Origin of the sequence: Halobacillus sp. B29 (genome assembly GCF_052246755.1) — a bacterium.
GTDB lineage: Bacteria > Bacillota > Bacilli > Bacillales > Halobacillaceae > Halobacillus > Halobacillus halophilus.
Genome location: NZ_JBQQCM010000001.1, coordinates 379485 through 398258, shown reverse-complemented (window position 1 = coordinate 398258; position 18774 = coordinate 379485). Strand labels below are relative to the sequence as shown.

At 39.3% G+C, this 18774-nt stretch carries 20 protein-coding genes; 1 reads left to right on the top strand and 19 read right to left on the bottom strand.

Translation table 11 applies throughout. The features are described 5' to 3' along the window. Positions 1-364 precede the first annotated feature (364 nt). The 4 genes from ACTWP7_RS01890 to ACTWP7_RS01875 all read right to left on the bottom strand — a co-directional run bounded on the left by ACTWP7_RS01890 (position 365) and on the right by ACTWP7_RS01875 (position 4514). Positions 365-1168, bottom strand: coding sequence for an alpha/beta fold hydrolase (locus ACTWP7_RS01890; protein WP_443121809.1), 804 nt, complete (start codon positions 1166-1168; stop codon positions 365-367). 29 nt (positions 1169-1197) lie between these two features. Continuing rightward, entirely contained in the window at positions 1198-2244 is a 1047-nt protein-coding gene (locus tag ACTWP7_RS01885; protein ID WP_443121808.1) for an SDR family NAD(P)-dependent oxidoreductase, read from the bottom strand. Between the two features lie 189 nt (positions 2245-2433). Beyond that, on the bottom strand, positions 2434-4014 hold the full coding sequence (locus ACTWP7_RS01880) for a long-chain-fatty-acid--CoA ligase (protein WP_443121807.1): 1581 nt from the start codon (positions 4012-4014) through the stop codon (positions 2434-2436). A 134-nt stretch (positions 4015-4148) separates the two neighbouring features. Further along, positions 4149-4514, bottom strand: a complete 366-nt coding sequence (locus tag ACTWP7_RS01875) for a cupin domain-containing protein (protein WP_443121806.1) — start codon at positions 4512-4514, stop codon at positions 4149-4151. Positions 4515-4608: 94 nt separating this feature from the next. Here ACTWP7_RS01875 and ACTWP7_RS01870 point away from each other — a divergent pair, with 94 nt between their 5' ends. Beyond that, complete coding sequence (locus tag ACTWP7_RS01870; RefSeq protein WP_443121805.1) at positions 4609-4821, top strand: hypothetical protein; 213 nt, start codon at positions 4609-4611, stop codon at positions 4819-4821. Between the two features lie 293 nt (positions 4822-5114). Here the strand turns inward: ACTWP7_RS01870 and ACTWP7_RS01865 are convergent, their stop codons facing one another. The 15 genes from ACTWP7_RS01865 to ACTWP7_RS01795 form a co-directional block, all read right to left on the bottom strand. Next, the gene (locus tag ACTWP7_RS01865) at positions 5115-5900 is read right to left on the bottom strand and encodes an SDR family oxidoreductase (RefSeq protein ID WP_014642260.1); all 786 of its coding nucleotides are present in this window, start codon (positions 5898-5900) and stop codon (positions 5115-5117) included. Between the two features lie 216 nt (positions 5901-6116). Beyond that, a complete protein-coding gene (locus ACTWP7_RS01860) occupies positions 6117-7109 on the bottom strand; it encodes a metallophosphoesterase (RefSeq protein WP_443121804.1) in 993 nt (330 codons plus the stop codon). A 30-nt stretch (positions 7110-7139) separates the two neighbouring features. Further along, complete coding sequence (locus tag ACTWP7_RS01855; RefSeq protein ID WP_443121803.1) at positions 7140-8240, bottom strand: nucleotidyltransferase family protein; 1101 nt, start codon at positions 8238-8240, stop codon at positions 7140-7142. After that, on the bottom strand, positions 8233-9954 hold the full coding sequence (locus ACTWP7_RS01850) for an ABC transporter ATP-binding protein (RefSeq protein ID WP_443121802.1): 1722 nt from the start codon (positions 9952-9954) through the stop codon (positions 8233-8235). The genes ACTWP7_RS01855 and ACTWP7_RS01850 overlap by 8 nt, the downstream gene beginning before the upstream one ends. Positions 9955-10057: 103 nt before the next feature. Then, complete coding sequence (locus ACTWP7_RS01845; RefSeq protein ID WP_443121801.1) at positions 10058-10501, bottom strand: signal peptidase I; 444 nt, start codon at positions 10499-10501, stop codon at positions 10058-10060. After that, positions 10491-10757, bottom strand: coding sequence for a PqqD family protein (locus ACTWP7_RS01840; RefSeq protein ID WP_443121800.1), 267 nt, complete (start codon positions 10755-10757; stop codon positions 10491-10493). Before ACTWP7_RS01840 ends, ACTWP7_RS01845 begins: the two co-directional genes overlap by 11 nt. Beyond that, a complete protein-coding gene (locus tag ACTWP7_RS01835) occupies positions 10757-11530 on the bottom strand; it encodes a hypothetical protein (protein ID WP_443121799.1) in 774 nt (257 codons plus the stop codon). The genes ACTWP7_RS01840 and ACTWP7_RS01835 overlap by 1 nt, the downstream gene beginning before the upstream one ends. Before the next feature lie 55 nt (positions 11531-11585). Further along, the gene (locus ACTWP7_RS01830; protein WP_158512346.1) at positions 11586-11759 is read right to left on the bottom strand and encodes a hypothetical protein; all 174 of its coding nucleotides are present in this window, start codon (positions 11757-11759) and stop codon (positions 11586-11588) included. 56 nt (positions 11760-11815) lie between these two features. Continuing rightward, positions 11816-13606, bottom strand: a complete 1791-nt coding sequence (locus tag ACTWP7_RS01825; RefSeq protein ID WP_443121798.1) for an ABC transporter ATP-binding protein — start codon at positions 13604-13606, stop codon at positions 11816-11818. 14 nt (positions 13607-13620) lie between these two features. Then, positions 13621-14787: a nucleotidyltransferase domain-containing protein gene (locus ACTWP7_RS01820; RefSeq protein WP_443121797.1), complete on the bottom strand. Its 1167-nt coding sequence runs from the start codon at positions 14785-14787 to the stop codon at positions 13621-13623. Further along, positions 14784-15239: a lasso peptide biosynthesis B2 protein gene (locus ACTWP7_RS01815; protein WP_443121796.1), complete on the bottom strand. Its 456-nt coding sequence runs from the start codon at positions 15237-15239 to the stop codon at positions 14784-14786. Before ACTWP7_RS01815 ends, ACTWP7_RS01820 begins: the two co-directional genes overlap by 4 nt. Before the next feature lie 27 nt (positions 15240-15266). Beyond that, positions 15267-15566 carry a lasso peptide biosynthesis PqqD family chaperone gene (locus tag ACTWP7_RS01810; protein WP_443121795.1) on the bottom strand — a complete coding sequence of 100 codons (300 nt, stop codon included), beginning with the start codon at positions 15564-15566 and terminating at the stop codon, positions 15267-15269. Next, positions 15563-16510 (bottom strand): aldolase, encoded by a 948-nt coding sequence (locus ACTWP7_RS01805; protein WP_443121794.1) that lies wholly within the window; start codon positions 16508-16510, stop codon positions 15563-15565. Before ACTWP7_RS01805 ends, ACTWP7_RS01810 begins: the two co-directional genes overlap by 4 nt. A 57-nt stretch (positions 16511-16567) precedes the next feature. Further along, on the bottom strand, positions 16568-16663 hold the full coding sequence (locus tag ACTWP7_RS01800) for a paeninodin family lasso peptide (protein WP_443121793.1): 96 nt from the start codon (positions 16661-16663) through the stop codon (positions 16568-16570). After that, positions 16653-18650 carry an asparagine synthase-related protein gene (locus ACTWP7_RS01795; protein WP_443121792.1) on the bottom strand — a complete coding sequence of 666 codons (1998 nt, stop codon included), beginning with the start codon at positions 18648-18650 and terminating at the stop codon, positions 16653-16655. The genes ACTWP7_RS01800 and ACTWP7_RS01795 overlap by 11 nt, the downstream gene beginning before the upstream one ends. Between the last annotated feature and the right edge of the window lie 124 nt (positions 18651-18774).

Sequence of the window (18774 nt, the reverse complement as noted above, 5' to 3'; positions counted from 1 at the left end):
TGGCAACGTCGATCGACCCTGCGTCGTGTAGGGCCATAGGAAAGGGTTCAAATGTGGAATTACCCTGATAGACACGAACAGCATAAGCCGAGCATCAGAAGGACGGTGGTCTTTCCGTCCGTTGATGAACGGCTTATGTCTCGAGTGTCTGGGTGATGGAACAAGACGAGTTATTTCCCCACCAGCCCTCCTCCACATAGAGTAACGGACCCATTTATCTCGAAACTGAGTCTTACAGAAAAGGGAGCTTAAACTTAAAATCAACACGGAATAACGAAGCCTAAAATTAACTATTAGTAAATTACCACTGCTTCAATAAAAAAAGCTCCCTACACAAGTAGAGAGCTTTCAAAACCACCCGTCACTAAACGGCAGAATATTTAGTTACAAAGTCACGAGATATCAAGTTAAACTGTGATGATTGTTCAATGTTGCAGACGTGACCGCATTTTTCCAATATGGTTAATTCTGCTGATTCTTCCTTACGTGCGTGTTTCACAATTCCCTGTAAAAACATATGATCCTCATCACCTGAGATATACAACTTTGGAATTTTGTTTACCTGCCGCTTCAATTTCGAATAGATCTGGTGCGCATCTTTTACAATATAGAGCCAGCGGAGGTAAGAATTTTGACCGAGTTTCAATGCTTCTTTAATAAAGAAATCCCTGGATTTCTTATGATTTCTTTTCGGCATTAAAATGTGAGCGAAACTCACAAAAGGGACCATATAAGGAAGCATATTCCGTATAGGAAAAGAAAGCACAATCTTCCCAAGAGTTTCTCCCCACCATAACCAGCGGCCAACCGCACCGGATAAGACCATGGATTTGATCCGCTTCGGAAACTTCATGGCCAGATCCTGAATGACGATCGTTCCGAGCGATACCCCTATAAGGTGGACCTGGTTAATATGAAGTCGGTCAAGCAGTTCAACGACTTTCCTGCTCGTATAGTCCAGGATATTTTCATCATTTGTCAGATCAGGAGACTTCCCATGACCTGGTAAATCTATAAACAATAGATTATAATCTGGCTTGAAGTACTCAATCTGCCGGTTGAATATCGAATAGTTTCCGCCAAAACCGTGAAAAAACACAATCCAATCTTTCTTTTCACTATTAATATAAGCTTCATAATGTAAAGAAGTCTTTTTGAAGTTCAACATTGATGCATCCTTACTTTCTTTTTTAAATATTAGGCTTGTCTTCCAGCGATAATCGTCTTAAGAACCCTATCATTTAAGTCGAGAGGTTCGGTACCTTCCTTCTTTAAAAGTTCCTGAGTATTTGTATCATCGAATGTTAGCGTCTTATCCAAGTACTGATGAAATACTTTCATAGGCTCATTAAACCTAAGCTCCTGTTCGGTGAGTTCTCCTTCATAATCCGTCGGTACAAGCTGTACATTATAAAAATTTAACTCTCTCTTCAAAGCTTCGAAGACCACCTGGTTGCTCGGGGGGTTCGAATTCGTAATGTGATAAATTTTTTTATTTTCTGCGTGGGTAAGCCCTGCTGTCAGTACATCCACTACATAATCAATGGGTACAATATTTTGAGCCGTATCCATATTACATAAGAACTTGATCTTATTGTCAGGAGAGGTCTTTTGGCGATCCAATCTCTTTTTCATAATCTCGAAACTTCTCATAACTCCGTATAAAGCAAACGTTGTATCAGCTTCCCCGGTTTGGGAATCCCCTACGATAATTGATGGACGGAAAATGTTCACATTAAAGAACTCTCCATAACTGAAAACTAAATGTTCCGCCTCACATTTGCTTTTCTCGTAATAGTTCACAAAAGGATTATCTAACGGGTGTAACTCCTCTTCAGCATGAAGCTGGTCCCCCAGAGTATAGGCTGTACTTACGTGGAAAAAGCGTTTCACGCGAATGTACCTGGATAAATCCAGGATACGCTTTGTCCCATTTACGTTAATATCAAAAAGTTGTTCTTTCTCAGTATCGTCAAAAGAAAGATAAGCAGCGATGTGATAAACCGTATCAATCGTGTCTTTTAAATCTTCCATTGCTTCCTCTGAAACACCAACGTTCTCCTTCCCAATATCGCCTTTCACAACCGTCAATTCCGGCTGCAAAGCAGTTGGTACGGATTCCATCAGGCTTTCAGATTTCTTTTCATTCCGCGCCAGCGCATATACGGAATGACCTTCCTGAAGTAACCGGATGGTTAACTGTTTCCCAAGAAATCCTGTGGCACCAGTTAAAAGTATATTCATGTTGCTCACCCACCTAAACCATCTATTTGTAAAAAACATCCACTTGTCAAGAATTTTGCATCTAGGTAAAAGTTTAGCATAAATAAGAGCGATAAACATCTTTTAAGACCAATGCTATAATTTGGAACTACACTCACTCTAATAAAAAGCGTACTTTCCAAAAAAGCACGCCCTCATAAGTATCGTGATTTAGTTAACAAGCCGGCTGTGACCTTCCCAGAACGATTTACGAATGATTACTTTCTGTATCTTCCCTGATGCCGTTTTCGGCAGTTCATCAATAAACGTAATACTTTTCGGTGCTTTAAAATGAGCCAGTTTTTCCCGGCAGAACATGATCAGCTCTTCCTCTGATATGGTCTCGCCTTCTCTTAACACGACGACGGCTTTTGGAACCTCGCCCCATTTATCATGCGGTGTCGCCACTACAGCCGCTTCGAGTACGGATGGATGCTCATACAGGATCGCTTCCACTTCAATCGAGGATATATTCTCGCCTCCACTGATAATCACATCTTTTTTACGGTCCACAATTTCAATCGTATGCTTCTCATCGACCACGGCCATATCCCCGGTGTAGAGCCAGCCATCTCGAATGGTAGCATTTGTCGCTTCCTCATTTTTAAAATAACCTTCCATAATCCCATTGGTCCGGGTAATTATTTCTCCTATAGATTTCCCGTCATGAGCCACTTCTTCCCCAAACTCATCCACCACTCTTACTTTACTCCCAATCATTTCATAACCTGCCTTCGCTTTCAGCCGGTATTTTTCTTCAGATGGAAGATCAAGGTCCATGGATCTTAATTCCGATGTCGTAATGAGTGGGGATATTTCCGTCATGCCATAGACCTGGATGAACTTCCAGCCCAAATCCTCCTCCACTTTTCGGACAAATGCCGGCGGCGGGGCAGATCCGGCAATTACAACGCGTACACCCTGTTCGATTTGTGGCTGAACCGCATCAAACTCTTCCATAAGCATATTGAGTACAGTCGGCGCCATATGTAAAACCGAGACACCATGCTTTTTAATTTTTTCTAACATGAGCTTTGGATCGGTTTTGCGAAGCATGACCTGGGTCGCCCCATTAGCTGTATAATAAAAAGGAGAGCCCCACCCATTTACGTGGAACATCGGAAGCACGTGCAATAACGTATCCTGATCGCTCACACGCAAGTGATGCATCGTGGACATTCCATGAAGATAGTTCGCCCGGTGACTGAGCAGCACCCCTTTAGGATTACCTGTCGTACCGCTCGTATAAAGAAGAGAAGCAATATCGGTTTCTTCCAGTTCCGCACGGTCAAACAGCTCATCAGAAAAAGACGTAAGCCAAGTTTCATAGGAAGTAGCCCCTTCTTTTTCTTCTCCATGCACAATCACATGTTCAAGCTGAGGAAGCTTGGGCAGAACCGTTTCCACTAAGTGATAGAGATCTGCGTCCACAAATAACACTTTACTTTCACTGTGTTCCAGAATGAATTGATAATCGGCCGGTTTTAGTCGAGTATTCAGAGGAGTCATAACTGCGCCCACTTGAAACACACCATAAAAGCCTTCCAGCATTTCCAGCGTGTTCGGAGCAAGGTACGCGACTTTGTCCCCTTTTATCACCCCGAGGTCGCCCAACCCCCGGGACAGCTGATTCACTCGCCCGTTCAATTGTTTATATGTCAACGTGCGATCATCATCAATAATAGCGAGCTTGTCCCCATACAATTCTACGGCTCGATCAAGAAAGTCAGTCAACACCAAAGGTACCTGCATTCCATCACTTCTCCCTTATAAATATATTGAAGCGCTTACACATATTGTAATAACAATGCTGTTATATATCAATAGTTTAATAATATAACAGTTAGAAAACAGAAGAATTCCCTGTTTGCTGAAAAATGAATGGTTTAAATCCAGATATCGTTTTCCGCCGTTAAGTCGCTCTCGGCCTCTCCTGTATTTGTTACACCCTTAGGTTCAACCAGCATAATCTGACATTCTTCTTCTGCATAAGGTTTGTGTTCTACACCTTTTGACACAATATACATTTCTCCTTCAGACAACTCGACTTCTCCATTACGGAATTCAATAACCATATGCCCGTTCACCACGAAAAATACTTCGTCCGTATCTTCATGACTGTGCCACACAAAATCCCCCTGCACTTTTACCAGTTTGAATTGATAATCGTTCATTTCACCAATAACTTTGGGTGACCACTGATCGTTAAATTTTGTTAATTTTTCATTAAGATTAATAGGTAAATGTTCCATGCGGAAACTCCTCTTTTTTAGAATTTTTTAAGTTGCTGGCCTTCTTTAAGGGTCCTTTTAATTATAACGGAAGGTTGGTATAACAGCCTTTAGAATGCTGTTAGTCCGTCATATTGTAGTTAGCTGCGACGATAACTTGAAGATGTGTATGAACACTAGTGCGCATCTTAATCTGGACGGAGGAGCGAACTATGGCGCGGCCGAAGGACTGAACGCTGGTGCAGCCAAAGGAGTGACCGTTGGACCGACCAAAGGAGTGGGCGCTTTATTTAAAAGAAAAGAAAAGAGAAGAAACAAAATCATGTAGAAGCGGAACTTACGTTTATTTTAAGTCACCTCACATCTTGGAAAGAGTTCATGGATCAGCGCTAAGAGTGAAAGTAAAAGTGAATCTGACACCAGAATTCTTTCCCTGGCGATTATAGTGTTGGGGAGGATAACGGAAAGATTTGCAGGAAAGAGGCGAAAAGGAATTTACATACACAATTTAATCGTAGTTAGTGCCTTACCACAACATACTTTTAAATGCTTAAAGAAAAAACAGCCTGACGCCTATAGGTTAAAGGCTTCAGACTGCAGGATCTTACTGAGGTCAAACAATTATATTTTCGCTTCCCAATTCTTCTGTTCTTCCTCTTTCATCATATCTTCCGCATCCTGAGGATAAGCTGTTCGGAAAGCGTGATGATCGGCTTCAATCACTTCCACCATCTTATCGATCATTTCTTGCGGCTCATACTGATCGTCTAACATTTTCTCTGTTTCAGCAATTGATTCTCTTGGTGTAAAGTTCTTGTCTTCATCGTACCATTTGTGTTTTTCTTCTAACATACGGTCGTTAAAACCGGTTTCATATGGACCAGGATTGATCGTGGCTACTTGAACATTAAACTCTTCAAGCTCTGCTTTCATAGTTTTTGCCATCGCTTCCACCGCATGCTTAGAAGCTACATAAGGACCGAGGTATGGCATACCAACCACCCCTGCAATAGAACTTAGAAATACAATTTTTCCTGCTTTCTTTTCTACGAATTTCTTGGCTGCAATTTGAGCGTTTTCAAGAGTGCTAAATACATTGGTTTCAAATATATTCCGGACTCGGTCTACGGGGATCTCAGCGATAGGACCACCCTCGCCAATCGCCGCATTGGCTACAAAAATATCATAATCGTATTCGTTAATTAACTGCTGATCACGCTTGTCTTTGATATCGAGCTTTATAATCTCAAGTTCTACACCAGCTTCAGAAGCTGCTTCTTTTAAACTAGTAATCTGGGAAATAATTTCAACCGCTGCAATTACTTGATGACCTTTTTTAGCGAGTCCAATTGCTGTGCCTTTACCTAACCCGCTTCCTGCGCCAGTAATAAATATAGTTTTACTCATTTCTTATTTCCTCCCTTACGAAATACTGTATGTCTGAAATGTTCCCTTCTATTCATTTGCTAAAACTTCCCAGTCGTAGGATAGAGCTGGCCTCATTTATAACTGAGCTGTGTTACCCTCTCAATGGAGTTATACTTACTTCATAAGAAAAAAAACCTTCAACTTCGAGTTATTCCGAAGTTGAAGGCTTTCCTAAATCTGAGTATTTCATGATGCCTACTTTGTGCCTCTTAATGTTAGAAGATTGATCTCTGGTGTGTTAAAAAGACGGAAATTCATGAATCCAACAGCATCACTACTTCCGAGACCTGCACTAACATACTGCTTAATACCTTTGTATTCCCATAGCCCCTTCACACGGTCTTGTGGAGGAAATAAGCCACCAAAACCATAAAATGCCTCGGGAACGATGAGGGCCCCAAGGAGTGGTATTCTTATTTGGCCTCCATGGTAGTGGCCTGCGATAATTAAATCGTAGTCTCTGAACTTATAATAAGTTGTACTTGTTAATTGATCAATACGCTCGTCGATGATAGGAAAATGATTGACCGCAATCAGAACTTCATTCCCCCTCTTCTCAAAACCCTTCCACTGTTGGAGTAATTCATTTTGATAGCCAATATATTGCTTATCCCTCCACATCTGCGGCCTTGTTCTTCCATTAGCGAAAGTAAAACCTTTTTCAGGATCGAGGATAGAAAGCTCAAAATCTACGAAGGTTAGGGTTGCTCCATCCACGGTTAATTCATACGATGATTCTAGTAAATTTACGCCTCTTTCTTCCATTCCATTCACAAATTCATGTTTGGTTAGTTCACCATTACCATCGATCTTGTAGTTGGAGGGGTCAGAATTACCCTGGACGTACATGGCATTGGTTTTATTCTCGATTCCATCTAACAAATGATAGAAGGGAGCATAATCAAACTTTTTATCATCTAAAATATCTCCTGTAAAAAGAATTGAGTCGTAGTTTAGTGAATTGATTTGTCGGATTAACTTATCCTGGTTGGATCCGAATGTTCTTCCCTGTAAATCAGTAATCTGTAGGATGTTATATCCTTCAAGATCTTCAGGGAGACCGGGAATTCTAATATCTTGTTTGACCACTTTTATTCTTGAGTTATCCCAGACACTGTAAAGCATAAGAGACGCAAATACGATAGCAATGATTAACAAGCTTCTTGCTATTACCTTCTTCACCTTCACTAAACTTGCACTCCCACATAACAGGATCGATTATCGCAAAGTCTTCCATAAACTACCTAAACGTTGTCGATATAAACGGAGGTAGTTGAGAAACGCAAATGAACTTTTTCCTACCCTTAATTCATACTCCACACTTTTCTTAGCTGGTATTATCCATTTGTATATTTCACGAAGACGATGAGAGGATTGATCATAACTTAAAAATTGGTAGTCGAAGAATTTAAGGTAAGAGAGAAGAGGAATAGTACGGTTCTTCTTGTACCAGGGTGCAGATAATTCCGGAAATGGAAGCCAAACCGCGAGAAACGGATAATGATAATATACATCTGATAAAGTCCTTAACAACCTTTTTAATGTGGAATGTTTTCGAGCCATTTCTAAGATTTCGCCAGGTACAATCTGAGGATGAGACACCGATATAACTTGAATGAGATCTAAGTAATGACGGACGCTGTCCAAATTATGTCTCCATGCATGAAGGCACATGAAATAAAAGGTGTGAGTAGAAGATAAAGCTTTAACAAATCTATATCCATCAAAAGGCTCTGCCGTACTGAAAAACTCAGCAGGACAAAGATGAGTATTCGATTCTTCCATCAGATTCCAATGAATTTCCACAACCAATGGAATGGGTGAACCTGGGATTTCTTTGCTAAAGGAGCAATGGAAATGACCTTCAATCATTTCCTCTTCATTCTGAAATCCTAGCTCTTTCACCACCTTGACAACTTCTCCTACTTGCTCATTTCTCACGAGTATATCAATGTCTGAGGTTGCTCTTGCTCCTACATGCCCAAAATACTTCTCACCAAAGATCACGCCTTTTATAGGGATGACTTCGATCTTACAAAGCTCAAGCTGGTCGAGAATTTTGTTCATCTGACTCTTAATCAACAAATTTTGATAAAAACTACACTGACTTTCTTTTACTAAATAATCTTGATAGAAACCAGGTGTCTCTTCTAATTGATGATTTTGCTTCAAAAGATGAAGGATTTGGGATCCCACCTGTTCTTTTTGAATCAAACCAACGAGTCTGTGGTATTCATCATTACTGTAATTCAGCATCTCTTTTTTATAAATCTTATTAATAAAAGTAGGGAGCATGACCATTCCTCCTCTTTTAGGCATTTATAGAAATCACCTCAGGATAACCATCCTTATGAAAGTAACTTTTACGATATAAATCATTATAGAGTCCGTTTGTCCGAAGCAACTGTTCATGTGTCCCCTGTTGAACCACCCTCCCCCGATCCAAGACCAAAATTTGATCGGCATGTTGAATAGTAGACAACCGATGGGCAATGACAACAGTGGTTCGTCCTTTCATTAATCGCCCCAGGGCTTCCTGCACTAGATATTCTGACTCGTTATCAAGCGATGATGTGGCTTCATCCAATAATAAAATAGGAGCATTCTTCAAGAGTGCCCTCGCAATGGCTACACGCTGTTTTTGCCCGCCTGATAACCTTACGCCCCGCTCCCCAATTTCTGTATCGTAACCTTCTGGAAGGGATTGAATGAATTCATGGATATTAGCACTTATCGCTGCTTCCACCATTTGCGCTTCAGTAATCCTGTCATTACCGGAAATCAGTAGATTTTCCCGGATGGTGCCACTGAACAAATACGTCTCCTGAGGAACATAGGCCATAGACTGACGTAGGCTTTGGAGATTTTCTTCATCGATAGATATTCCATCAATACAGATCGTGCCTTGCTGCGGCTGATAGAGTCCTTGCAATAGATAGAACAGTGTTGATTTCCCCGCGCCGCTTGGTCCCACGATGGCTGTCAGCTTATTGGCAGGCAGAGTAATAGTAAAGTCTATAAACACAGGATTGCTATTCTCATAACTAAACGTAATATGTTTAGCTTCAATTCGATCTTCACAATCAGGAATGTATGATCCAACGGTTCCTTTTTCTCTCGGTTGATCCAGCAAGCGAATAATTCTTTCAATTGCTGAAACCGACCTCTGATAACCTGCCCATTGGCCGGCAAGTCCTGTCATTGGATAGATGAGATGATTTACCAGATTGATGTATGTTAAAAGGGCTCCGATTGTGAGAATGTCATCAGTCACGAAATACATCCCCACAGCTAAGGTAGTCAGGAACGTCATCATCCCAACCGCTTCTCCTCCGGTGTTAAACCAGCCTCTTAGCTTTGCATCCTTCAGTTCCAATTGATACAACTCATCCTGGCTTTTTTTATACTTCTGTTTAAAAAAGGATTCCAGTGTAAAAGAACGGATAACCATTAGACCTTGAAAAGTTTCGTTTAACGTTTTGCTAATCATCCCCATCAATTCGTGTATTTCTCTACTATTATTTCTAAGCAAAACCCCAAACAATGCACCACCCAAAATGGCTAAAGGAATAACGAGCAGAATCACTAATGTCAAAGCCCAATTAATATGAAGTAAATAAATGAAAACAGAAATAGAGATGATGGGCACTCGAATCAAATTAAGCAATCCTCTTCCTATAACCCCTTCGATTTGATGGAGATCGTGGGCAAAATGGGAAAACAGTTCTCCTGAATGATAATTAGTGAAATTTTTCCCTTTCATTCGTATAACATGCTCATAAACATCGTGATTAAAGTCTTTTTTCACACCATTTAAGGCCATGGTTTCAAGGTACGTATCTGTAAAATTTACAGCCATACTCAGAATCGAAATAGCAACACCAGTTGCGATCAGCCACTTTAGCTGCTCGAAATTCCCTTGCACAGCAGCATCAATTGTATTTCCAAAGAACCAGGCAAAGGCGAGCGCTAATGCAATGTCCAAAAGGAGCATGATGAATAACCCTATATAAGCCTTTTTATGTTTTCTCACATAGGGAAACAGCAATTGGATTATTCTCTTCAGCTCTCCTAATGAAAAGTACTGTGATATTTCGGTATTATTGAGTAACCTTTTCATTACCATCCCCCAAACCTCAGACTCCTTTTTTATTTATATAAAACCTTAAAAATGAAGAAAGCAGCGGCAGGGATAAAATGCTCCATCCCCACACTTTTGCCTTGTGCCCAAGAGCAGACGTTATCCGTTTATTTCTTTTAATATATAGAAGTTTACCGATCACATCTTTCTCCATCACCCATTGATCCTTCCCAAGGTTCGTATCCCCTTTACATTGAAAAAAGACATTTCCTTCAACATTTATTTTTTCAATTAAACGATGAGCGACGAGTTCACCATTCAAGTGGTAAAGAAGAATATCCCCTTCCTTCAAATGATCAAAGTTACACATTATAAATCTGCAAATGTCATCTTCTTTAATCAACGGATACATACTATTCCCTAAAGAAGGTAAATCAATAAACCCCTTCTTATGGATGACGCCCTGTATAGCCACCGCATGAAGAAGCTTAACCGACATTTTCAACCAACCCGCATTGATGTAGATTTGCTAAGAAAAGGGTTATATCTTTTTCGATCTGGTCCTCATCTATATCGTAATGCTGCTTCACTTTACAAACCATCTCTTCTGAGGAGTGGGATGTAGCAAGCTCGTTCCAACAAAAGTTCCCTACTTCATTCACCGTTGTAGCCGTATAATCTTCTAAGTCCAAAATAACCCATTCATTGTCTACCTGCATCACTTCGTAGAATTCTTTTCTTTTATAAAGATTCATTATGATATCAACTCCCAGAAAGTAGGATCTTTTTTGAAATAAAGCTCGTATATAGGTACTTGTTCAACGACTTGTTTCAATAAAGTCATCAATTGGGTTGTCTGGGCTGGGGAATATGACCAGTAAAAGACTTTATCAATTAATTGCATCAATGCCTGGCTTTTCTTAAGCGGCTGTTTACGATTGATTTTCGCCTGGTACAGCAGCTGAATACTTGAAAGGGTCGCTTCTCCTACATGGCTCGCGCGGAGTTCACTCCAGAAAGGAGAAGGGTACACCTTAACCTCATCATCAGTAATTTTAATAATAGCCGCTTCGTCAGAAAGAAGATCTCTGGGCTGAGACATTTTAGCCACTGTCGATTTTCCTGCCCCTGACTGTCCGGAAAAGATATGCGCCTTAGAACCCTCAATCACACTGGAAGAATGAAGAAGCACACCCCAATTATGATGAACAATAAAATTACTGTAGAGATTCATCAATGAATGCTTAAGAGCAAGTCCATCGTAATAATATATCTCCGCTTTTCGATAATCAGCGTCTACTTGAATAAGATAATCCGCACGTTGAAAAATGATATTGTCCTCTGTGGAAGTAATCGTCACTTCGTAGTCCATAAAAGGATCCCCATACCCTTCCTTCAGAGTTAGAATCAAGTCTACCTTTTGACCCCCATTTTTAAAGAAAGAATCGTAGCTTAGTAAGGTTGACAGAGAATAGTCTCCAGTTACTTCAATAAAATGGTCTCCAATTGCTAATACAAGCTTATCCATAGATAGACCCCTTATTTACGGGAGGGGCATCAATTAGCCATACTCCCGTTTATAGTTACTTATTAGGATGAGGTTTTTTAGGCTTATAGGGATCATGCGGATAATTTTTCCCATTACTCTTTCCCGGATCTCCAGATACTGGTCCTCTTCCTCTATTCCAGCTTTGGGATGTTTCAAACTGAATGGGACGATGATCTAAAACCTCAGGTTTCCTGTATAACTTTTTCATTTTAAAATCCTCCTCCTTAATTCTTAATAAAGAACAAAAAACTAAATTTTTTTCATTTAAGGAACGACCTTCATTTGATTTCCCAATAAGTGACTAAAAATGTTTTTCTTATCCTGAGCGAGTTGATTGAACTGACCTTGCTGCACAACCTCCCCCTGCTCAAGTACAATTACCTGATCAGCATTGCGGATCGTAGATAGCCTGTGAGCAATTACAATAATCGTCATCTTACCTTTCAGTCGCTCGATCGCCTGTTGAATTTTCTTCTCATTTTCAGTATCCAGCGCACTTGTCGCTTCGTCTAAAATTAAAATGGATGGCTTTCTAAGAATAGCCCGGGCTAGCACTAGACGCTGCCTTTCCCCTCCCGACAACTTGATTCCACGATCGCCAATAATCGTATCCAACCCTTGAGGCAGCTTGCTGACAAACTCTGCTGCAGAAGAAAACTCGAGTGCTTCCCACAAACTTTCTTCACTAGCATCAGGGTCAACTAGTTCCAGATTTTCACGGATACTCGTATTAAATAGAAAAGGATCTTGCGGTACATAACTAATCATTTTACGAACAGAATGTAAGTTGTGCTCCTGAATAGATTTGCCATCGATCAGTACCTCTCCAATTTCAGCATGGTTCAGTCCCATCAATAGGTCAATTAGTGTACTTTTACCGGCTCCAGATTTCCCTACAAAAGCTGTCATCTGGTTAACTGGCATTTTAATATTTAGTTTCTTAAGCGCATAGTCTTGACTATTTTCGTATTTGAAATAAACATTTTTACATTCAATCGAATCTTTTACAGACATCGTTTTTGTGTCATGTAAAAAATCCTTATATTCTCTTTTATCCTCAGATTCCTGCTGCATCTGAACAACTGCGTTTAAGGATGGAATGACCTGGGCAATTTGTTCCATGGAAGCTTGAATTCCTGTTACCCTTGGCCATAACCTCGAAAAGATAACGACCACCAGCATGAGCTGACCGGCTTGAGCATTAAAGAAGTTGATCGCGAGATAAATGAATCCGGCAATCAATACAGCAGAAGCCATCTTATAGTAAAGCCTTGAAGTTGCCTTTAATCTCGTAAATTCAATTTGTTCATCTTGTATGCCTTTTGTAACACCTTTGACCCAATTCATTCTTGAAGCCTCTAACGCATTGCTTTTCACATCTTTGATGCCACTTATTTGATCGGTGACACCTGCATAATATTGTCGATTTAATTCATAATTGCGCTTGCCAAGAGACAAGGATTTTTTTAAGAACTGACGATTGAATAAGATAAGAATGAACCCGCAAGCAAGGACAAACGTCGTAATGTTAGGCGATAAGATAAAAGCAAGTCCCACTTGAATGAATGTGGAAACGAGCGAAGCCGCAAATTGTAAAAAAGCCTGTGTACCTCCTGCAGCCCTCGAGATTTCTGTCATTAATATATTGACTAAATCAGATTTTCTATTTTTAAGATAAAAACTCCAATTCGCATGTAATAAGGCCCCATAAGTCTTGAGTCTTAAATACCTTAAAAAACCTTGATGAATGATGGCATTACGCACTGTAATTTTTCTCTGTAATAAATTTTGGGCTATGACAATGATTACATAAACCATTAAAATGAGGGGCAAACCGATTTCTGGAGGGATGCGTTCTAGAAAATGGAACCATTCAATAAAGGGTAATTCTTTTGAGCCAAAATCAACAATTCCGCTGATACTGATGAGAGGGATCAAAAGCACGATGCCTACCCCTTCGAGCAAGCCGATCAACATCATTGCAATCAAGTTCACATAAAGAACTTTCCCTGAATATGAATGAATTTGCTTTAAAAAGTATAGGACATGTTTCATGAAATGCCGTCCTCCTATGCTAATACATGTTTCCTTGTCTTCCTCCATCCCCACAGAAATGGACGCAGAGGGAAATATAAAAAATGAAGGCGTTTAGGTAAAGGAAGTAGTTGAGCATCTTCCGGATATGGATGTAGAAAACTTAAAATAAATATCACTTTTTGAGACAAGGACATTAAGGCAAATAAGTGACGCTTATGATAGATGGCAACCTCTTCTGGTAAAGGCAGACTATGGAGATTAATCATAAATTCAAAGTAATACACGGCTTGTTGGGCAAGCTTCTTAGATTTCCTGGTCAACTTCATCTCCTTGTAAATAGGAGAAGCTAATAGTTCAGAAGATAAAATGCATGCCTGGGCTCCTTCTTCCTGAAAATGATATTTCTTAAGGAGTTTATTTACTTGCGCCCAGTTAAGTTCCTGCTTCATTAACTGGTGAATATCAAAGAGCCATCTTAACCGGGACCAGCCGTGCCGGGCACCATGTGAAACTAAAAATAAAAATAAGTCCTCTGCGCCTAACATATAAATAGGATATTTCGTGATCGAGCATTTCGTTTTACGACTCCAGAGACTTTCAAAGTGAGGCTCTTTGCCAGGGCCAGGGTTTAACCGCCAATGAAGTTCAATTTTAATGTTTTTCTTTGGGTGAAAATAAGTGACGTGATGATGCCTCCACTTCCAATCATTTAAAACCGTTTGAATGTAATCATCCTTCACATATCCTTGCTTTTCTAAGAGCGCCTCTGCTTTTTCAAGTCTATCTATTGGAATAAGGAGATCCAGATCTCCCGAGGTCCGCAGTGACACATCTCCGTAAAGTTCCTGGGCCAGCATCGGACCTTTTAAAAAAAGTGTTCGCAAGCCGTTTTTAGTGAACAAATGACCAATATGCTGCATCTCAGCGCTTAATTGAAGCATTTGAAACGTATTCCGTTTATACTCAAATGAAAGACGCTCAATCACAGAGGCAGGCATGAAACGTTCTTCTACCATCACTGCTTTGGAATGGAGAATAGGATACACACGGTGGTGAAAGGCTTGTTTGACAAACAGTTTCCAATCAATACCTTGATACCATTCCGATTGAATATTGCGAATATCGGTATGATTCTCAGCCTTCAAAAGTTCAATGATCAAGCGCAATTCCTTCGGTACTTCTGATAAATCGAGATTCATACATTCCCACCTCCAACCATTTTGGCGAATTTCCCGACCACTGTGTAGCGTTCTATCCCTTCTGACCCAGTGACATAAAACGAACCGCTTCTAAGCCAGGCATGGGCAACCATCTTACCATCTTTACCTCTAGCCGTTCCTAAATATAAGGTACTTTCAATATTGCGTTTCTCAAGCATTTTCATTGCAGCTAATGCCTTTACAAGACACTGACTTTCCCAAAACGTATAGCGGCTCATTAAATACAAAGCACTTGATATTTGAGAAAGCATTTCCTTATGCACAAAGTCCTTTTCAAACGAGGTCTCTTTCATATGGACTCCTAAGGTGGGAGACAACTTTGAAAAAGATCCCTGCTTCTGAAATCTAGCCCAGGCTAAATAATAAAAAGACTCCAGCAACAATTTCTTCATCTGTGTATCCATAGACAAAAAAGTCATCAGCTTTTTCATACCATAAATTCCTTCCCTAACCGATTGTTAACCTGAAGTCTTCTCTTCAATTTCTATTAAGTTTTCATGATGAAGCTGGGTTAAGAATTGTTGGACCTGCGCTTCACATACGCTCTTTTCAACTTCATACTGCTCTAGTAATCTTCCTACTAATTGCTGCAAAGAGATAGGCTCTTCAATCAGATCCCAAATCTCGCCACCCAGGTCACCGAGGTTGTAATACTTACCATTTTCTATGCTGAGCATAACTCGCTCGCCATCCATATCACTGACGATGTTTCCTTCTTTTTGACTGATCCATTTAGTCGATACTGCCGTCTTACTCATATCACGTTAGCCTCCTTGTAAATCGAAGATAAAATAACGTCGGTTAATTCGTGAGCAGAAAATGTTGAAACTGGCCGTTGAAGCTTATGCATTTCGATTTGACTGATAATTTTCGCAGACGTCTGGAAATGCCACTCCGTTAAACCAGCTCTTGGAATGATAAAATTGCGATACGTGTGCTTGTACAATGTGCTTAATCGTTCCAGGCTTTGAATTGGTTCAAATTTAATTTGTCCTTCTTCTGTTTTAGATAATTCAATTACGCCTGCAAGCGGGAGCGGTTCAGCAGCAAATTTGTCTTCAACTGGAATCTTGAATTTTGTTTCTCTGTTAAAGATGGGTTGATAATCTTTTGCTTTCATCTCAAATTGATCAAGGCTTTCCTGCCAGAGCTTTTGCTGTGGATACGCCGGTGTAACCATAGGGACTCCTTCACCCGAAAAAGAGACGGGGATCACATCGTCACTAAGTAATTGATAGCCTTTCTTGAGAAAAGCGGAAGCTAACGTAGACTTTCCTGCTCCTGAATCCCCTACTATGGCGTAAGCCTTACCGTCGATGGCTATGGCGCTGCCGTGTAGGGGGAGGATTTTTCTTTGTAGAAGGATGGCTCCGATACAACTTCCTAGAATGTATAAACTCAGCTTTTTTTGATCAAAATCACCTAAAGGGGATACTAAAATTTTGTTACCTTTTTCAATAAAAAAGATCCCTGTATTTTTAACTTTAAATAAAAGTGAATCTTTTTTTACAACTGTTTTTTTTCCATTATTCACGCTTGCCCAGCAGTCTTCTAGATCATGGATGTGGACTGATACATCAATGTTTCTTTTTTTTTCTTTAGTAACTAATAGTTCTTGTAAAAGAACCTCACTCTTTATATTCAAACCAAATGCTTGATATTTGTTTTCAACTGAAGTTTTCATAAAACTTTTCAACTCCATGATTTAATAATTTATTTAGGCCCTTATGTAATTACTAAAAGGGCCTAAATAACTAGTTTAACTGTAGTGGTCAGCGTCTTCTTCGTCAGGATCATTTTGTTCAACATCAACATAACGTAATCCAGGACCAGCCATAGTCAAGCTAATGTCCAACTCTTCTAATTTTGGTTCTATCCAATCTTTTCGACTCATTTATATCACCTCCTTCAAAATTTCGATTAATAAATCTTGATAGAATCAAACTTCTCATTAGTACCTTAAAATTAGGGTTGAATATTTGCTCCGACTTACGCTCATACCTTATTTTTTCTAAAGAGTTCTGTAATATATCTTGGTTTAAGTAATTAGAAATGGCCGGATCTTTGACTACCCAATCTAGTTCTTCCATCAATTTATTCCAATTATCCCCAATTCTATCAATTCCATCTGCGCCTTGAACTCCACGATAGTTAGTATTGAGACGTATTTCATCTGGTAAAAGGTTTTTGGTCACTCTTCGAACCAAGGAACGATCTAAACCATTTTGCACATACTGAGAATCTGGTAAAGATAAACAAAACTTCACAACTCTTAAATCGTTAGTAGGGTCACGATTCCATATAGAATATTTGAGAGAAAGTTTAGTGCTACTGGTACCATTCCCCCAATAATAAAGCTTTTTGAATTGATTCTCTCTTGCTTTATAGGTATTTAAAACCCTATTACCTCTAGGATCAATATCCTGACTTTCAAGAAGTTTTAATACCTTAGTTTGGTTGGCAAAATCAGAATTAATAATTACTGGAAAAGAGGAATGGGAGGATTGTTTGAGCCCACCATTTAAGTTGGCAAAAGCCCTTTTTACCACTTTCATTAAGATAGCTTTATTGCCTGTACTCTTTAAATATTTATATTGATTTATTTCATTGAAAAGATGAATCCATCTGATCTGTTTAAATAATTTAGTATAATAATCAATTCCATTTCCCCAAGAAATCGTGTAGTTTCCCCGTGCCCCATTTAACAAGATTTTAATACCATGCTGGCTGGCCATTTCATAAATTCCAGACATCCAATAGGAGTTCTCAAAAAATTTATAAGGCATTTCCATTGTGTCCAACCAATCATTAATTTCAGATAAAGGACTTTTAGTCTCAAAGCTATAATAGTTATCTATTATGTTGCCTACATGATTGACTGTTGATTTGATGAATGGTCTTTCATTAGCAACTTTGCTTTTAGGCGTCCAATCAGTAAATTCATGAAGAGGAACATAACTAAAAGTGTGCAATGGCTTTCCTGTTTTTTTTAATGATTTAGCAGTAAAGCCTACTACTGTTCCTGAATCAAGCCCTCCGCTTAGATGTGCGCCAATTTCAGAAGACGATCTTGTTTTTGAGTCAACAGCTTCCTGAAACACTTCTCGAAAAGCTTCTTCATATTCTTCATTCGATTGTAATCTTAACTTCTTAATTGAGGAGAAATGATTAAACTCAGAAAAACAAATACCGGATTTTGTAATTGTAACTGTATGTGATGGTGGTACCTGTTTAATAGATTGATACACAGTAGAATATAGATCAATTGAATTAAACATTTCAGGAATTGAGATAAATTCAGCCAACCATTCTTCATTTAGAGCTTTCTCTATAGAAGGAATAGTAAACAATGGAGCTATTGTTGTACTAAAAGCAAAAGTAGTATCATCTTTATAATAATAAAGAGTGCGTGATCCAGAAAAATCTCTTGCTCCAAAAAGTTGTTCCTTTCTTTCATCCCAAATCATAAAAGCAAAGTCACCAACTAAGTATAGCGGTGAGTCTTTCCCCCATCTCTCATAGGCTAATAATATTAGCTTACTATCTGGCATATTAATTCTTAAAGGCTTAGAAACTTGTAATAAATCAAATAACTCTTTGCGGTTATCAATGATGGCATCTGCTGTAATTGCAAGTTTTCGATCTTGGTCAAAATACGGAAGTTTTTCACCAACTGCTTCCGGTGTGATCCACTGAGCGTGACAACCTAAGAAAACATTTTGTTTTTCCCATATTTGAACGTCATCAGCTGGAAACTTTTCCAAAGCTCTTAGCATTTCAATACTATGGATTTCATTTATTGGATGATTATTAGGATGATAAATCCCTACAATAGCACTCAAAATAAAGACCCTCTTTTCATTAACTACGAATCGTCAGTTCTTAATAGAGAACTGACGTACACTATAGACTTCTGAGTCTTACTATATTAGCACCATTTATTCTATATAAAGAACATACTACATC

What these genes read in the sequence shown, in the direction of transcription:
- ACTWP7_RS01815 (WP_443121796.1), bottom strand. Translation starts at nt 15,239, where the DNA reads ATGAAAAAGCTGATGACTTTTTTGTCTATGGATACACAGATGAAGAAA.
- ACTWP7_RS01840 (WP_443121800.1), bottom strand. Translation starts at nt 10,757, where the DNA reads ATGAATCTTTATAAAAGAAAAGAATTCTACGAAGTGATGCAGGTAGAC.
- ACTWP7_RS01875 (WP_443121806.1), bottom strand. Translation starts at nt 4,514, where the DNA reads ATGGAACATTTACCTATTAATCTTAATGAAAAATTAACAAAATTTAAC.
- ACTWP7_RS01855 (WP_443121803.1), bottom strand. Translation starts at nt 8,240, where the DNA reads ATGCCTAAAAGAGGAGGAATGGTCATGCTCCCTACTTTTATTAATAAG.
- ACTWP7_RS01810 (WP_443121795.1), bottom strand. Translation starts at nt 15,566, where the DNA reads ATGAGTAAGACGGCAGTATCGACTAAATGGATCAGTCAAAAAGAAGGA.
- ACTWP7_RS01845 (WP_443121801.1), bottom strand. Translation starts at nt 10,501, where the DNA reads ATGTCGGTTAAGCTTCTTCATGCGGTGGCTATACAGGGCGTCATCCAT.
- ACTWP7_RS01880 (WP_443121807.1), bottom strand. Translation starts at nt 4,014, where the DNA reads ATGCAGGTACCTTTGGTGTTGACTGACTTTCTTGATCGAGCCGTAGAA.
- ACTWP7_RS01885 (WP_443121808.1), bottom strand. Translation starts at nt 2,244, where the DNA reads ATGAATATACTTTTAACTGGTGCCACAGGATTTCTTGGGAAACAGTTA.
- ACTWP7_RS01870 (WP_443121805.1), top strand. Translation starts at nt 4,609, where the DNA reads ATGCTGTTAGTCCGTCATATTGTAGTTAGCTGCGACGATAACTTGAAG.
- ACTWP7_RS01890 (WP_443121809.1), bottom strand. Translation starts at nt 1,168, where the DNA reads ATGTTGAACTTCAAAAAGACTTCTTTACATTATGAAGCTTATATTAAT.
- ACTWP7_RS01825 (WP_443121798.1), bottom strand. Translation starts at nt 13,606, where the DNA reads ATGAAACATGTCCTATACTTTTTAAAGCAAATTCATTCATATTCAGGG.
- ACTWP7_RS01830 (WP_158512346.1), bottom strand. Translation starts at nt 11,759, where the DNA reads ATGAAAAAGTTATACAGGAAACCTGAGGTTTTAGATCATCGTCCCATT.
- ACTWP7_RS01865 (WP_014642260.1), bottom strand. Translation starts at nt 5,900, where the DNA reads ATGAGTAAAACTATATTTATTACTGGCGCAGGAAGCGGGTTAGGTAAA.
- ACTWP7_RS01805 (WP_443121794.1), bottom strand. Translation starts at nt 16,510, where the DNA reads ATGGAGTTGAAAAGTTTTATGAAAACTTCAGTTGAAAACAAATATCAA.
- ACTWP7_RS01835 (WP_443121799.1), bottom strand. Translation starts at nt 11,530, where the DNA reads ATGGATAAGCTTGTATTAGCAATTGGAGACCATTTTATTGAAGTAACT.
- ACTWP7_RS01820 (WP_443121797.1), bottom strand. Translation starts at nt 14,787, where the DNA reads ATGAATCTCGATTTATCAGAAGTACCGAAGGAATTGCGCTTGATCATT.